Raw genomic sequence first — 13899 nt, 5'->3', positions numbered from 1 at the left:
GGCTTCCCGGATCGAGCCGTAAACTGGGACGAATGCACCAGTCCACCGAAGCCCGGACCGACCACGGCCACGACCCCTGCGTACGGGTGCGGGGCGCCCGGGAGCACAACCTGCGCGGCGTCGACGTGGACATCCCGCGCGACGCGCTGACCGTGTTCACCGGGGTGTCCGGCTCCGGGAAGAGCTCCCTCGCCTTCGGCACGCTGTACGCCGAGGCCCAGCGCCGGTACTTCGAGTCGGTGGCCCCGTACGCCCGCCGCCTCATCCACCAGATCGGCGCTCCGAAGGTGGACTCCGTCACGGGCCTGCCGCCGGCGGTGTCGCTGGAACAGCGCCGCTCCTCCCCCGGCTCGCGCTCCTCGGTGGGCACCGTGACCCTGCTGTCCAACTCCCTGCGGATGCTCTTCTCGCGTGCGGGCACGTATCCGCCGGGCGCGGGGCGGCTGGACTCGGACGCGTTCTCGCCCAACACCGCTGCCGGAGCCTGCCCTTCCTGCCACGGACTCGGCCGGATCCACCGCACCGGCGAGGAGCTCCTCGTCCCCGACCCCGGTCTGTCGATCCGCGAAGGCGCCATCGCCGCCTGGCCGGGCGCCTGGCAGGGCAAGAACCTGCGGGACATCCTGGAGTCGCTCGGCCACGACGTGGACCGGCCGTGGCGGGAGCTGCCTGCGAAGGACCGCGAGTGGATCCTGTTCACCGAGGAGCAGCCGGTGGTGACCGTGCACCCGGTACGGGACGCGGACCGGATCCAACGTCCCTACCAGGGCACGTACATGAGCGCGCACCGGTACGTCATGCGGACCTTCTCCGACAGCAAGAGCGCCACCCTGCGGGCCCGCGCCGAGAAGTTCCTCGCCGATTCGCCGTGCCCGGTGTGCGAGGGGCGCCGGCTGCGCCCGGAGGCCCTCGCCGTCACGTTCGCCGGACGGACCATCGCGGAGCTCGCGGCGCTGGCGCTGACGGACCTGGACGCCGTACTCGCCTCGGCACCCCCCGACGGGGAGGCGGCGCGGGTCCTCTCCGACGACCTCCGTGCGCGGATCGGGCCCGTCACGGAGCTGGGGCTCGGCTACCTGAGCCTGGACCGGACCGCGCCGACCCTGTCCGCGGGCGAGCTGCAGCGGCTGCGGCTGGCGACGCAGCTGCGGTCGGGTCTGTTCGGGGTGGTGTACGTGCTGGACGAGCCGTCCGCGGGGCTGCATCCGGCCGACACCGAGGCGCTGCTCGGCGTCCTGGACCGGCTGAAGGAGGCCGGGAACACCGTCTTCGTCGTCGAGCACGATCTGGACGTGGTGCGGCACGCGGACTGGCTGGTGGACGTGGGGCCGCTCGCCGGGGAGCGGGGCGGGCAGGTGCTGCACAGCGGGCCGCCCGCCGACCTGGCCGGTGTCGCGGAGTCGGCGACGGCCCGGCACCTGTTCGCGGCGCGGGGGCCGGCCGGGCCCGTCCGTCAGGTGCGCCGGCCGACCGGGGAAGTGCTGCTGAACGGGGTGGACCGGCACAACCTGCGGGATCTCGACGCGCGGTTCCCGCTCGGGGTGTTCACCGCCGTGACCGGGGTGTCGGGTTCGGGGAAGTCCACGCTGGTCGGCCAGGCGCTGGCCCGGGAGGTGGACGAGCGGATCGCCGAGCCCGGCTTCCCCGTACGGCGGCTGGTGGAGGTGGACCAGAAGCCGATCGGCCGGACCCCGCGGTCCAACCTGGCCACGTACACGGGGCTGTTCGACGTGGTGCGCAAGCTGTTCACGCAATCCCCGCAGGCGCGGGCGCGCGGCTGGAAGGCGGGGCGGTTCTCCTTCAACGTGGCGGGCGGCCGGTGCGAGACGTGCCAGGGCGAGGGCTTCGTCTCGGTGGAGCTGCTGTTCCTGCCGAGTACGTACGCCCCGTGCCCGGACTGCGGCGGCGCGCGGTACAACACCGAGACGCTGGAGGTCCGGTACGAGGGCCTGGACATCGCGGAAGTGCTCGCGTTGACGGTGGAGTCCGCGGCCCGGTTCTTCGCGGACGTCCCGGCGGCGGCGCGCAGCCTGCGGGCGCTGGAGGAGATCGGGCTGGGATACCTGCGGCTGGGGCAGCCGGCCACCGAGCTGTCGGGCGGCGAGGCGCAGCGGATCAAGCTGGCGACGGAGCTCCAGCGGCTGCGCCGGGACCACACGCTGTACCTGCTGGACGAGCCGACGACGGGTCTGCACCCGGCCGATGTGCGGGTGCTGCTGCGGCAGTTGCACGGGCTGGTGGACGCCGGGCACTCGGTGGTGGTCGTGGAGCACGACATGGACGTGGTGGCCGGCGCGGACTGGGTGATCGACCTGGGCCCGGGCGGCGGCACGGAGGGCGGCCGGGTCGTCGCGTCGGGTACGCCGTACGAGGTGGCCCGGGTGCAGGGCAGCCGCACGGCGCCGTACCTGGCCCGGGCCCTCACGAGCGCCCGGGAGGCGGTCGGGCGGGTCGGATAGGCTGCGCGGATGTTCTGGAGACGGCTGGGGCCCCGGAAGACGGCGGGCGCGATGCCGTACCTGCGCCCGGCGCGGGCCCGGTCGAACGCGTGGCGCCGATGCCGCCGGAGCCGTGGGACCCCGCCGCTCCGGTGGCACGGCTTCCGATCCCGAACGACGGCGTGCGCCCGCTGGAGCTCTTCCTCGAACCGTACTGCTCCTGGACGCGAGCGGGAACGAGCTGTACAGGTTCTGAGGCTCAGGCGTCGCCGGGCAGGAGCTGCTGGGGCAGTTCGCGGAAGCTCCACTGCCCGCTGCGGCGGGTGAACTGCCACACCAGGTCGTAGCGGTCGGGCCAGGAGGCGGGGAGGCCGAGGACCTGGTGGGCGCCGAGGGCGCGCACCAGGCGGGGGATCCCGGTGTGCTCCCAGCAGACGAGTGCGGGCATGGGCCCGGCCAGCACGGCGTGTGCCAGGGCGGATTCGGCGCCGACGGCGAACTCGGCGCGTACCGGGGTGCGCAGCGCGGTGGCCAGGGCGGTCACCGTCTGCCGGCACCGGGCGGGGGCACGGACCTTGCCGCCGGCGGCGAAGACCGCGGCGGGGCGGGGCAGCGGGGCGCCCTTGGCCGGCGGGAAGAGCCGCGGCAGCTCCTCGGCCCGGCGCCAGCCGCGCCCGGCCAGCGAGCCGGGGTCGTCCTCGCCGTCCTCGTCCTGGCCGGAGTCCCCGGCGTACGGCTTCTCCGCGTGCCGGATCACCATGACCACGGCGTCCTTGGGGGCGGGCTGCTGCCCGGATGACGGGGTGCGGGGTGCTTCCTCGCCGGAGCAGCCGGCCGCGGCCAGTGGCACGAGGGCGGCGGCCAGGAGGGCTCTGCGGCGTGGTCCGGTCCCGGCGGGGGCTTCTGGCATGGGCCCACTGTCTCCCATGCCCCGGGCGCCGCCGGGCCGCGGCACGACGGCCGCCCGCCCGGTCAGCCGATCGGCGCAGGGCCCCGGGACGGCGGGGTCCTGCGCCGGGTTCCGGTTCCGGTCGGGGTCAGCGGGGGCCCTTGCGGACCGCCCGCAGCCATTCCTTGTTCATCGCGGCGATCGAGGGGAGCGGGATGCCCTTCGGGCAGGCCGTGGCGCACTCGCCGGTGAGGGTGCAGCCGCCGAACCCCTCCTCGTCCATGCGGGCCACCATGTCCAGGACCCGGGTCTCCCGTTCCGGCGAGCCCTGCGGGAGCACGTTCAGGTGGTTGACCTTGGCGGAGGTGAACAGCATCGCCGAGCCGTTGGGGCAGGCCGCCACGCACGCGCCGCAGCCGATGCACTCGGCGTGCTCGAAGGCGAAGTCGGCGTCCGCCTTGGGCACGGCGGTGGCATGCGCCTCGGGGGCGGCGCCGGTGGGTGCGGTGATGTAGCCGCCGGCCTGGATGATCCGGTCGAAGGCGCCCCGGTCGACGACCAGGTCCTTGACCACCGGGAAGGCCGCGGCCCGCCAGGGCTCGACGTCGATGGTGTCGCCGTCGGTGAAGGAGCGCATGTGGAGCTGGCAGGTGGTGGTGCGCTCGGGGCCGTGCGCGTCGCCGTTGATGACGAGGCTGCAGGCGCCGCAGATGCCCTCGCGGCAGTCGTGGTCGAAGGCGACCGGGTCCTCGCCGCGCAGGATGAGGTCCTCGTTGAGGGTGTCGAGCATCTCCAGGAAGGACATGTCCTCGGAGATGCCGTCGACCTCGTACGAGGCCATGTGGCCGGGGGCGTCGGCGCCGCGCTGGCGCCAGACGCGCAGGGTGAGCTTCATGCGTAGCTCCGCTGGGTGGGGTGGACGTACTCGAAGACGAGGTCTTCCTTGTGAAGGACGGGGGCGGCGGCGGTGCCGGTGAACTCCCAGGCCGCGGCGTAGGCGAAGGCCTCGTCCTGGCGGGCCGCCTCGCCGTCCGGGGTCTGGGACTCCTCGCGGAAGTGGCCGCCGCAGGACTCGGCGCGGTGGAGCGCGTCGAGACACATCAGCTCGGCGAGTTCGAGGTAGTCGACGACGCGGTTGGCCTTCTCCAGCGACTGGTTGAACTCGTCGCCGGTCCCGGGGACCTTGATGCGGCGCCAGAACTCCTCGCGGATCTGTGGGATGCGCTCCAGCGCCTTGCGCAGGCCCTCTTCGCTGCGGGACATCCCGCAGTACTCCCACATGAGTTCGCCGATCTCGCGGTGGAAGGAGTCGGGCGTGCGGTCGCCGTCGGCGGCGAGCAGCCGCTCCAGCCGCTCGCGGGTCTCCCGTACGGCCGCGACCGCCTCGGGGTGGGTGTCGTCGACGGTGTCGCGGTGGGGGTGGCGGGCGAGGTAGTCGTTGATGGTGGAGGGGAGCACGAAGTAGCCGTCGGCGAGGCCCTGCATGAGCGCGGAGGCCCCGAGCCGGTTGGCGCCGTGGTCGGAGAAGTTGGCCTCGCCGATCGCGAACAGGCCGGGGACCGTGGTCTGGAGGTCGTAGTCGACCCACAGGCCGCCCATCGTGTAGTGCACGGCGGGATAGATCCGCATGGGGACCTCGTACGGGTTCTCCGCGGTGATCCGCTCGTACATCTCGAAGAGGTTGCCGTACTTCTCGGCCACCTTGTCGCGGCCCATGCGGCGGACGGCGTCGGCGAAGTCGAGGTAGACGCCCTGCCCGCCGGGCCCGACGCCGCGGCCCTCGTCGCAGACGTTCTTGGCGGCGCGGGAGGCGATGTCGCGGGGCACGAGGTTGCCGAAGGAGGGGTAGATCCGCTCCAGGTAGTAGTCGCGCTCCGACTCGGGGATGTCGGCGGCGGGGCGGGTGTCGCCCTTGGCCCTGGGGACCCAGATGCGGCCGTCGTTGCGCAGGGACTCGCTCATGAGGGTGAGCTTGGACTGGTGGTCGCCGGTGCGCGGGATGCAGGTGGGGTGGATCTGGGTGAAGCAGGGGTTGGCGAAGTACGCGCCGCGCCGGTGCGCCCGCCAGACGGCGGTCGCGTTGGAGTTCATGGCGTTGGTGGAGAGGTAGAAGATGTTGCCGTAGCCGCCGCTCGCCAGGACCACGGCGTCGGCGTAGTGGGTGGAGATCTCGCCGGTGACCAGGTCGCGGGCGACGATGCCGCGGGCCACGCCGTCGACGACGATCAGGTCCAGCATCTCGGTGCGGGCGTGCATCTCGACGTTGCCCGCGGCGATCTGCCGGGAGAGGGCCTGGTAGGCGCCGAGGAGGAGCTGCTGTCCGGTCTGGCCGCGGGCGTAGAACGTGCGGGAGACCTGGACGCCGCCGAAGGAGCGGGTGTCGAGGAGGCCGCCGTACTCCCGGGCGAAGGGGACGCCCTGGGCCACGCACTGGTCGATGATCTCGACGGAGATCTGGGCGAGGCGGTGCACGTTCGATTCGCGGGCGCGGAAGTCGCCGCCCTTGACGGTGTCGTAGAAGAGGCGGTGCACCGAGTCGCCGTCGTTGCGGTAGTTCTTGGCGGCGTTGATGCCTCCTTGCGCGGCGATGGAGTGGGCCCGGCGCGGGGAGTCGGAGAAGCAGAACTGGACGACGTGGTAGCCCTGCTCGGCGAGGGTCGCGCCGGCCGATCCGCCCGCCAGGCCGGTGCCGACGACGATGACGGTGTGCTTGCGGCGGTTGGCGGGGTTGACGAGCCTGGCCTCGAAGCGGCGCCGGTCCCAGCGGTCCGCGATCGGGCCTTCGGGGGCCTTGGTGTCGGCGATGGGCTCGCCGGTGGTGTGGTGTGCGTAGCTGCTCACGGTCAGTTCACCATTCCGGTCATGACGGCGACGGGGACGGACACGAAGCCCGTGAAGAGGACGACGGCAAGGCCGTTGGCGAGGGCCTTCAGCGTGCGCTCGCGCCGGGCCCGGCCCGCGCCGAGGGTCTGGGCCGCGCTCCAGAAGCCGTGCCGGATGTGCAGGCCGAGCGCGGCCATCGCCACGATGTAGATGGTGTTCCCGTACCAGGTGGAGAAGGTGGCGAGGACGTTCTCGTACGGGTGGCCGGCCCACGCGCGCTCGTTGACGGTGAGCGTGGTGAGGTCGAGCAGGTGCCAGACGATGAACAGGCCGAGGATGATGCCGCCCCAGCGCATGGTGCGGGTGGCGTAGCTCGCTCGGCGGCGCTTGTGGACGTACTTGACCGGTCGGGCCTTGATGTCGAGCCGGCTGAGCTGGTAGGCGGAGACGGCGTGCGCGGCGACGGCGGCGAGGAGCACCACGCGGACGATCCACAGGGCCCACTCGTAGTGGAGGAAGGGCGAGCCGAGGGTGCGCAGCCAGTGGGCGTAGCCGTTGAACTCGTCCGCCCCGAAGAAGATCTTGAGGTTGCCGAGCATGTGCACGACGAGGTAGCCGAGCATGATCAGCCCGGAGACCGCCATGACGGTCTTCTTTCCGATGGTGGAGCCCCAGAGCGAGGGGGCGCTCGTCCGGGTGCGCGTTGCCAGAGCCATGCCTTCGACGGTAGGGACGGAGGACCCGAAAGGTCCAAGACATGATGTCGGTCATCTTGATAGACATGACCTATGCAGTTCCAGCAGCTCCTCTACTTCGTGGCCGTGGCCGAGACCCGGCACTTCACCCGGGCCGCGGAGCGGGTGCACGTGGCCCAGCCGTCGCTCTCCCAGCAGATCAAGGCGCTGGAGCGGGAGCTGGGGGCGGAGCTCTTCAGCCGCGCCCGGGGCAACATCACGCTGACGGACGCGGGCGAGGCACTGCTGCCACTGGCCCGGCGGATCCTGGCGGACGCGGAGACGGCACGGCTGGAGGTGCAGGAGCTGGCGCAGCTGCGGCGCGGGCGGATCCGGCTGGGTGCCACGCCGAGCGTGTGCACGGGCCTGCTGCCGGGTGTGCTGCGGGCCTTCCACCTGGCGCATCCGGGGATCGAGCTGCTGATCGAGGAGAGCGGTTCGCTCGACCTCGTACGGGAGCTGGCGCGCGGGGCGCTGGACCTGGCGCTGATCGCTCTGCCGTTGCCGCCCTCGGCGCCGGCCCTGACGACGGTGGAGCTGCTGACGGAGGACCTGGTGGTGGTGTCCTCGACGAAGCTGCCGGCGCCGGGCGGGGGCAGGGAACTGACCATCGCGGCGTTGCGCGACGAGCCGATGGTGATGTTCCGGCACGGCTATGACCTGCGAGAGCTGACCGTGGCGGCCTGTCGGGCGGAGGGCTTCGAGCCGGCCTTCACCGTGGAGGGCGGCGAGATGGACGCGGTACTGGGCTTCGCGCGGGCGGGGCTGGGCGTCGCGGTGGTCCCCGAGATGGTGGTGGAGGGCGCGGGTCCGGGGCTGCGGACGACGACGCTGGTCGGCTCGCCCCTGCGGCGGACGATCGCGCTGGCGCACCGCACGGATGTGGCTCCCCCGCGCGCGGCGCGCGAGCTGAAGCGCATGCTGATGGCGTGACCCGGGCGGGGCCCCGCGGCCGGCCCGGCCCGGGCGGGGGCTTCACGGGCGGTACCCACGGCACGGGCGGGCTCAGGCGGTATCCACGGCAGGGGCGGGCAGGACCCGATCGAGGCCGTGGGCGAGCATGCCGAAGGCCAGGTCGGCGTCGGCCACGGCGGCCGGGTGGGCCTCGTCGGCGCTCTGCCCGGCATCGAGCCGCAGCCAGTTCTCCCGCCCCAGCTCGTGGCGGACCGCCACCACATGGACGGCCGCCAGCCGGGCGGCGAGCGGCGGCACCGACTCCGCCTCCAGGGCGACGGCGAGCAGCTCGACCTCGCGGTCGCCGTAGTGGGACAGGCGGGACTCCAGGCTGGCGGTGGAGTAGAGCAGCCGCTGGAAGGCGAGGACCTCGGGGTGGTCGCAGAGCCCGGTGATCGGGTCCCGCTCGGCGAGGGCCGTCAGGAACTGCGCATGCACGGCGGCCACCGGCGTGCGGCCCGCGGGCCGCTCGCGGACGATGCGCGCCACCTCGTCCTGATGGTCGGCGAACCGGTCGAGAAGCAGGTCCTCCTTGGTCGGGAAGTACCGGAAGAGGGTGGGCTTGGACACCTCGGCAGCGGCGGCGACATCCGCCACCGACACGGCGTCGAAGCCCCGCTCCAGGAAGAGTTCCAGCGCCGTGGCCGCCAGCTGGCGTCGTGTACGGAGCTTCTTGCTCTCGCGCAGACCCGTCGTGTTCTCCATGCGCACAGCGTAGCACGAACGAGAGACTGAGTAATTTTTTTAACCGGGTTGCATTTTCTGCCGGGAGCCGCTTTCCTTGAGACATCGACGAGGAGAGGACTTCCGATGAACCACACCGACGTACTGATCACCGGCTCCGGCCCCACCGGCCTGACGCTCGCCTGCGACCTCGCCCTGCGCGGATTCGCCGTCCGTGTCATCGAGCGGCGCACCGGGCCGCACCGCGAATCCCGGGCCAAGGGGCTCCGGGCCGGCAGCATCGCGATCTTCCAGGAGCTCGGCATGGCCGAGCCCTTGATCGCCGACGGCACCGCGGGGGTGGTCCTGCGCAAGTACTTCGACGGCGAGCACATCAACGACACCGCCACCCCGGCGGACGCCGGCCTGCTGATCGGGCAGTGGCAGACCGAGGAGGCGCTGCGCGACCGGCTCGCCGGACTGGGCGTGCACGTCGAGTACGGGTCGGAGCTCGTCGGCATCACCCAGGACGAGGAGGGGGTGCGCGCCGAGCTGGCGGACGGAAGCGTGATCGCGGCCCGCTATCTCGCCGGGTGCGACGGCGGGCGCAGCACCACCCGCAAGCTGCTCGGCATCCCCTTCGAGGGGAACGGGGAGACGGAGCCCGCGATGGTCATCGGTGACGTCAGGGCACCGGGACTCGGCCGGGACGCATGGCACCAGTGGTTCACCTCGGAGGGCGGCGGCATGCTGCTCTGCCCGATACCGGGGACGGACTCCTTCCAGCTCCAGGCCTCACCCGAGCAGGACGAACACGGCGACCCGCTGCCGCCGTCCCTGGAGAGCTTCCAGCGGATCTTCGACCGGTGCGCCGGGATGCCGGGCATCCGGCTGGAGGATGCCACCTGGCTCTCCTCCTGGAGGGTCAACGTCCGCATGGCCACCCGGATCCGGGAGGGCCGGGTCCTGCTCGCCGGCGACGCCGCCCACGTGCACCCGATAGCCGGCGGGCTGGGCATGAACACCGGCATCGCGGACGCGGCGGCGCTCGGCCGGGCGCTGTCCGCCGCCCTCGCCGGGCCGGACGCGGACGCGGCGCTCGACGCGTACGAGACGGAGCGGCTGGCGGTGGCCGCGGGGGTCCTGGCCGACACCGCCGAGCGGTACGAGCGGGTCGTGGAAGCCGTCCGGACCCCCGGCCGCGGGACGGAGGCCGGACTGGACTGACGTGGCACCGCGCGCCGGAGGCGGCGCCGCAGGACTCGCCCGCCCGGGCCGCCACGGGCCCGGGCAGCGGTCAGGAAGGCGTGGGCACCGCGTCCGAAAGGGACAGGGTGTGGATCCGGTCGGGAGCCCCGGGGCGGGCGTAGTACCAGCCCTGGGCGGTGTCACAGCCGAGCGCGCGCAGCTGGGCGGCCTGGGCGCCGGTCTCCACGCCCTCGACCGTGACGGCGAGTTCGAGGCTGTGGGCCAGGGCGACGATCCCCTCCACGATCTTGACGTCGACCGGATCGGCGGGCTGCTGCTGCATCCCCCGGGTGAAGGAGCGGTCGAGCTTGAGGACGCTGACCGGCAGGCGCCTCAGGTTGGCCAGGTTGGAGTAGCCGGTCCCGAAGTCGTCGAGGGCGATGTCCACGCCGAGTTCGGCCAGCCGGCGCAGCGGCTCCAGCAGTTCGTCGTCCGCGCCTATCAGGGCCGATTCGGTGACTTCCAGGCACAGCGCGCCCGGGGCGAGGCCGGACTTCTCCAGCACCGCCACGGTGTCGGCGACCAGACCCGGGTGGTGCAGCTGGGTCGGCGAGAGGTTGACGTTGATCCGCAGGGCGGAGCCCCCGTGCTCGCGCTGCCAGACGCGGGCCTGGCGGACGGCCTCCTCGAGGACCCACCGGCCGAGGGGGACGATCAGCCCGGTCCGTTCGGCGAGCGGGATGAAGCGGTCGGGGCCGAGCACCCCGTACTGCGGGTGGGACCAGCGCACCAGTGCCTCGGCACCGTGCACGGTGCCGTCGCGCATGTGGACCAGCGGCTGGTACTCGATGAAGAACTCGCCGCGCTCCAGGGCCGCCGGCAGGGCGTTGGTCAGTCCGTGCCGGGTGATCGCACGGGCGTCGGCCTCGGCGTCGGCGAACTCGAAGCGGTTCCCGCCCGCCGCCTTGGCCCGGTACATGGTGATGTCGGCGCTGCGCAGCACCTCGGCCGGGGTGCGCTCCCTGGCCCGTCCCTCGACGATGCCGATGCTTCCCCGGACCGTCAGCTCCCGGCCCTCCAGCCGGATCGGCGTCGACAGGGCCGTCAGGATGCGGACGGCGAGCTCGGTCACCTGCTCCTCGGTGTCCGGGCCGGTGGTCAGCGCGACGAACTCGTCGCCGCCGAGCCGGGCGACGACCTCGCCGGGACCGGTCGCACAGCTCTGCAGCCGGTCGGCGACCTCCACCAGCAGTCGGTCGCCCGCCGAGTGCCCGAGGCTGTCGTTGACCGCCTTGAAGCCGTCGAGGTCCAGGTAGCACAGGCCGTAGCGGTCACCGCCGGACCCGCTCAGGGCCTTCTCCAGGCGTTCGAAGAACAGCGTCCGGTTGGGCAGTCCGGTGAGGGCGTCGTGGGTGGCCTCGTAGCGCAGGCGCAGGTTCAGCAGCCGGCGTTCGGTGGTGTCCTCCATCAGCGCCAGCTGGTACTGCGGCTTGCCCTCGGCGTCACGCAGCAGCGACACCGTCAGGTTGGTCCAGAGCACCGTCCCGTCGTGACGGTAGTACGGCTTCTCCACGCGGTAGCTCTCGCGCTCGCCGCGCACCAGCTCGCCGTACATCCGCCAGACGTGCGGGGTGTCGTCGGGGTGGCCCCACTCGCTGACGTTGCGGCTGCGGACGTGCCCCTCCAGGCCGCCGAACATCTGGAGCAGCGTGTCGTTGACCTCCAGGACGTTCCCGTCGAGATCGGCGATGCCGATGCCGACGGCCGCGCCCTCGAAGACCGCCCGGAAGCGTTCCTCGCTCGCGTGCAGGGCCTGCTGGGCGTCGGTGCGGGCGGTCAGCGCGGAGCGGGCGATGGCCTCCTGCTCACTGAGGGTGCGCTCGCGCAGCGCGCGGGCGTATCCGGCCGCGATGGCGTGCTGGAGCCGGGCGCAGCGCGAGTGGTACTCGGCGGTCGCCTCCACGCCGGAGCCCTCGAGTCCGTCCGGTCCGCAGTAGAGGACCAGGTAGGACTCGATCACGCCGAGGGTGCCTGCCAGGGCCTCGGGGTCGGTGCAGTGCACGGCGACGAGGTCCGCCCCCACCCGCTGGGCAACGGCGGCGTCGAAGGGCCTGGCGTGCAGGGCCTCGGTGAGGGTCCGGGTGAGCGGCACGAGGTGTTGTTCGAACTCGGGCCGGGTCAGCGAGGTCGCGGTGACGGGGAAGATGGCCCGCCCCCAGATCGTCGCGAAGCGGGAGATCCGGTCCTCGATGCCGCCGTCGCGCGCGGCCGCGGATTGCGCGGCCGGTGCGGGCGCGGCTGCGGGCGCCGCGACGGTGTTCGGCGCGCCCGCCGTCTGTGCCGGAAGTCTCACGCCTTGCGTCCCACGCCTGCGTAGCCCGAGAAGGCGTAGGGGTCCTCCGGCGTCTCGCCGTCCTCCCCGCCCTCGGTGCTGTCCGGACGCCAGTCGGGCATGGAGACCAGGCCGGGCTCCACCATTTCGAACCCTTCGAAGAAGCCGCTGATCTGCCCGCCGGTGCGCATGACGAGGGGGTTGCGGATGTCCCGGTAGACGCCGACGGTGCCGCTCGCGACGTCCTCCGTGAGCGGGATGCCCTCGTAGGAGGCGTGCGTGAGGATCAGCAGGCTGCCGGGGGCCAGTGCCTCGCGCAGTTCGGCCACGGCCTCGTAGGGGCGGTCGCTGTCCTCGAGGAAGTGCAGGACGGCCACGAGCAGCAGGGCGACCGGGCGGTCGAAGTCGAGGAGCCGTCCGACCTCGGGGGCGGCCAGGATCTCCTTGGGCTTGCGCAGGTCCGCGGCGACGACGCCGGTGTGCTCGTCGTCCAGGAGGACGGCATGGCTGTGCGCCACGGCCACCGGGTCGTGGTCGACGTAGACCACGCGGGCTCCGGGGCTGGCGGCCTGGGCGATCTCGTGGACGTTGCCGAAGGTCGGGATGCCGGAGCCGATGTCGAGGAACTGCGTGATGCCCTCGGCGACGGCGTGCCGGACGGCGCGGCGCATGAACGCCCGGTTCGCCTGCATGATCTTGGGCAGTCCCGGCATGAATTCCATGGCGCGTCGGGCCGCCTGGCGGTCGACCTCGAAATTGTGGGACCCGCCAAGGTAGTAATCGTAGATGCGGGACACGCTCGGCACCGATATGTCGATGCCTGGCGGGGCCCAGGCGGGGCGCTCCATCGGGATCTCCAAGCGTTGTTCCTGCGGCGGTCCGTGCGGGGTCGGACTCCTGTCCGAGCCGAATGTACTGATCATTGACCAACAGGGCGAGCAAAAGCGGAAATTGGCGATCCGTTCTTCGTCACACACCAAAGGCGCCCGGCGGCGCCCCCGGGGCAAATGACCGGTACCGACAAATCCCTTTTGAGAATTGACCGGAGGGTGATCGGACTCGGCTCCGACCGCTCCGCGGCTGGCTCAAACCTTTCCGGTCCGCTCTCCACCCGTTCAGGCGAACCGGGGCCGAGCCTCGCGTGCGCGGGGGCGCGCGGGCCCATGCTCCCCGGGTGAACAGAGCCTGTGCCAGGCGCCTGCTGGCGGTCCCGGTCCTGCTGTGGGCGGCCCTGTCCGCCACGCCGGCCGTGGCTGATAGCAGCGCCTACCCGACGACCGACTCCGGCGACGGCGCGAGCGCCGCCGCGGTGGTCGCGGTGGCCTCCGGCGACGGCCGCCGACGCGGACCGGGTGGTGGACATCACGGTGACGACCACCGCTCCGACCACGGAAGACACCGTGGTGACGGCCGGGGCGGGGGGCATCACGGCCGCCCCCACTGCCCACCGCCGCCGCCCCCGCCGTGTCCGCCGAAGCCGCCGAAACCCACGCCGCCGCCCGAGCCGCCGCCCCCTCCGCCACCGCCGAGGCCCACGCCGAGCCCGGTGCCGACCCCACCGCCTCCGCCCGCGCCGCCACCCCCGAAACCCGCGCCGCCGAAGGCCGCGCCCAGGCCCGCGCCGAAGCCCGTCCTGCCCGCACCGGCCCGGCCGAAGCCCGCGCCGCCCCGTGCGGCGAAGGCGCCCGCGCCGCCACCGCCGCCGCCCCCCGTGGTGGCCTCGCCCACCCCGGAACCGGTGGCCCGGCCGGCGTACCGCGCGGCGACCCGCAAACCGGACGAGCACCACATCTCGCCGGTGACCTTCACCCTGCTGACCGCGGCTCCCGCGGTGCTCGCGATCGTCGCGCTGCGCCCGCGGTAATCCGCCCTATGCCA

The 13899-nt window shown here is 72.9% G+C and carries 12 protein-coding genes; 4 read left to right on the top strand and 8 right to left on the bottom strand.

Going from position 1 to position 13899, the window contains the following annotated elements; translation table 11 throughout:
- Nucleotides 1–32: 32 nt before the first annotated feature.
- Nucleotides 33–2459, top strand: a complete 2427-nt coding sequence (locus tag E6U81_RS18055) for an excinuclease ABC subunit UvrA (protein ID WP_136231112.1) — start codon at nucleotides 33–35, stop codon at nucleotides 2457–2459.
- A 238-nt stretch (nucleotides 2460–2697) separates the two neighbouring features.
- Here the strand turns inward: E6U81_RS18055 and E6U81_RS18050 are convergent, their stop codons facing one another.
- From E6U81_RS18050 to E6U81_RS18035, 4 genes are all read right to left on the bottom strand, one after another.
- A complete protein-coding gene (locus E6U81_RS18050; RefSeq protein ID WP_240803880.1) occupies nucleotides 2698–3348 on the bottom strand; it encodes a hypothetical protein in 651 nt (216 codons plus the stop codon).
- Between the two features lie 127 nt (nucleotides 3349–3475).
- Entirely contained in the window at nucleotides 3476–4222 is a 747-nt protein-coding gene (locus tag E6U81_RS18045) for a succinate dehydrogenase/fumarate reductase iron-sulfur subunit (protein ID WP_136231111.1), read from the bottom strand.
- Nucleotides 4219–6168, bottom strand: coding sequence for a fumarate reductase/succinate dehydrogenase flavoprotein subunit (locus E6U81_RS18040; RefSeq protein ID WP_136231110.1), 1950 nt, complete (start codon nucleotides 6166–6168; stop codon nucleotides 4219–4221). The genes E6U81_RS18045 and E6U81_RS18040 overlap by 4 nt, the downstream gene beginning before the upstream one ends.
- Nucleotides 6169–6170: 2 nt before the next feature.
- Entirely contained in the window at nucleotides 6171–6866 is a 696-nt protein-coding gene (locus E6U81_RS18035; RefSeq protein WP_136231109.1) for a succinate dehydrogenase, read from the bottom strand.
- A 72-nt stretch (nucleotides 6867–6938) separates the two neighbouring features.
- Here E6U81_RS18035 and E6U81_RS18030 point away from each other — a divergent pair, with 72 nt between their 5' ends.
- Nucleotides 6939–7817 (top strand): LysR family transcriptional regulator, encoded by an 879-nt coding sequence (locus tag E6U81_RS18030; protein WP_136231108.1) that lies wholly within the window; start codon nucleotides 6939–6941, stop codon nucleotides 7815–7817.
- Between the two features lie 72 nt (nucleotides 7818–7889).
- Here the strand turns inward: E6U81_RS18030 and E6U81_RS18025 are convergent, their stop codons facing one another.
- The gene (locus tag E6U81_RS18025) at nucleotides 7890–8543 is read right to left on the bottom strand and encodes a TetR/AcrR family transcriptional regulator (protein ID WP_136231107.1); all 654 of its coding nucleotides are present in this window, start codon (nucleotides 8541–8543) and stop codon (nucleotides 7890–7892) included.
- A gap of 105 nt (nucleotides 8544–8648) precedes the next feature.
- Between E6U81_RS18025 and E6U81_RS18020 the strand changes: the two genes are divergently transcribed.
- The gene (locus tag E6U81_RS18020) at nucleotides 8649–9728 is read left to right on the top strand and encodes an FAD-dependent monooxygenase (protein ID WP_136231106.1); all 1080 of its coding nucleotides are present in this window, start codon (nucleotides 8649–8651) and stop codon (nucleotides 9726–9728) included.
- A gap of 70 nt (nucleotides 9729–9798) precedes the next feature.
- Here E6U81_RS18020 and E6U81_RS18015 read toward each other — a convergent pair whose 3' ends face one another.
- The 3 genes from E6U81_RS18015 to E6U81_RS18005 all read right to left on the bottom strand — a co-directional run bounded on the left by E6U81_RS18015 (nucleotide 9799) and on the right by E6U81_RS18005 (nucleotide 13749).
- The gene (locus E6U81_RS18015; protein WP_136231219.1) at nucleotides 9799–11940 is read right to left on the bottom strand and encodes an EAL domain-containing protein; all 2142 of its coding nucleotides are present in this window, start codon (nucleotides 11938–11940) and stop codon (nucleotides 9799–9801) included.
- A 98-nt stretch (nucleotides 11941–12038) separates the two neighbouring features.
- Nucleotides 12039–12869, bottom strand: a complete 831-nt coding sequence (locus E6U81_RS18010) for an SAM-dependent methyltransferase (RefSeq protein ID WP_136231218.1) — start codon at nucleotides 12867–12869, stop codon at nucleotides 12039–12041.
- A gap of 577 nt (nucleotides 12870–13446) precedes the next feature.
- On the bottom strand, nucleotides 13447–13749 hold the full coding sequence (locus tag E6U81_RS18005) for a hypothetical protein (protein ID WP_136231105.1): 303 nt from the start codon (nucleotides 13747–13749) through the stop codon (nucleotides 13447–13449).
- A gap of 10 nt (nucleotides 13750–13759) precedes the next feature.
- Here E6U81_RS18005 and E6U81_RS41730 point away from each other — a divergent pair, with 10 nt between their 5' ends.
- Nucleotides 13760–13885: a hypothetical protein gene (locus tag E6U81_RS41730; RefSeq protein ID WP_266494179.1), complete on the top strand. Its 126-nt coding sequence runs from the start codon at nucleotides 13760–13762 to the stop codon at nucleotides 13883–13885.
- Nucleotides 13886–13899 lie beyond the last annotated feature (14 nt).

The sequence above is a fragment of the Streptomyces sp. A0592 genome (assembly GCF_004795115.1).
Taxonomy (GTDB): domain Bacteria; phylum Actinomycetota; class Actinomycetes; order Streptomycetales; family Streptomycetaceae; genus Streptomyces; species Streptomyces erythrochromogenes.
The sequence above is the reverse complement of the archived record's forward strand: the minus strand, read 5'-3'. Positions and strand labels throughout refer to the sequence as shown.

Bases quoted from the DNA above. Each gene is read 5' to 3' on its own strand.
- E6U81_RS18055 (WP_136231112.1), top strand. From the start codon at position 33: ATGCACCAGTCCACCGAAGCCCGGACCGACCACGGCCACGACCCCTGC.
- E6U81_RS18050 (WP_240803880.1), bottom strand. From the start codon at position 3,348: ATGCCAGAAGCCCCCGCCGGGACCGGACCACGCCGCAGAGCCCTCCTG.
- E6U81_RS18045 (WP_136231111.1), bottom strand. From the start codon at position 4,222: ATGAAGCTCACCCTGCGCGTCTGGCGCCAGCGCGGCGCCGACGCCCCC.
- E6U81_RS18035 (WP_136231109.1), bottom strand. From the start codon at position 6,866: ATGGCTCTGGCAACGCGCACCCGGACGAGCGCCCCCTCGCTCTGGGGC.
- E6U81_RS18030 (WP_136231108.1), top strand. From the start codon at position 6,939: ATGCAGTTCCAGCAGCTCCTCTACTTCGTGGCCGTGGCCGAGACCCGG.
- E6U81_RS18025 (WP_136231107.1), bottom strand. From the start codon at position 8,543: ATGGAGAACACGACGGGTCTGCGCGAGAGCAAGAAGCTCCGTACACGA.
- E6U81_RS18020 (WP_136231106.1), top strand. From the start codon at position 8,649: ATGAACCACACCGACGTACTGATCACCGGCTCCGGCCCCACCGGCCTG.
- E6U81_RS18010 (WP_136231218.1), bottom strand. From the start codon at position 12,869: ATGGAGCGCCCCGCCTGGGCCCCGCCAGGCATCGACATATCGGTGCCG.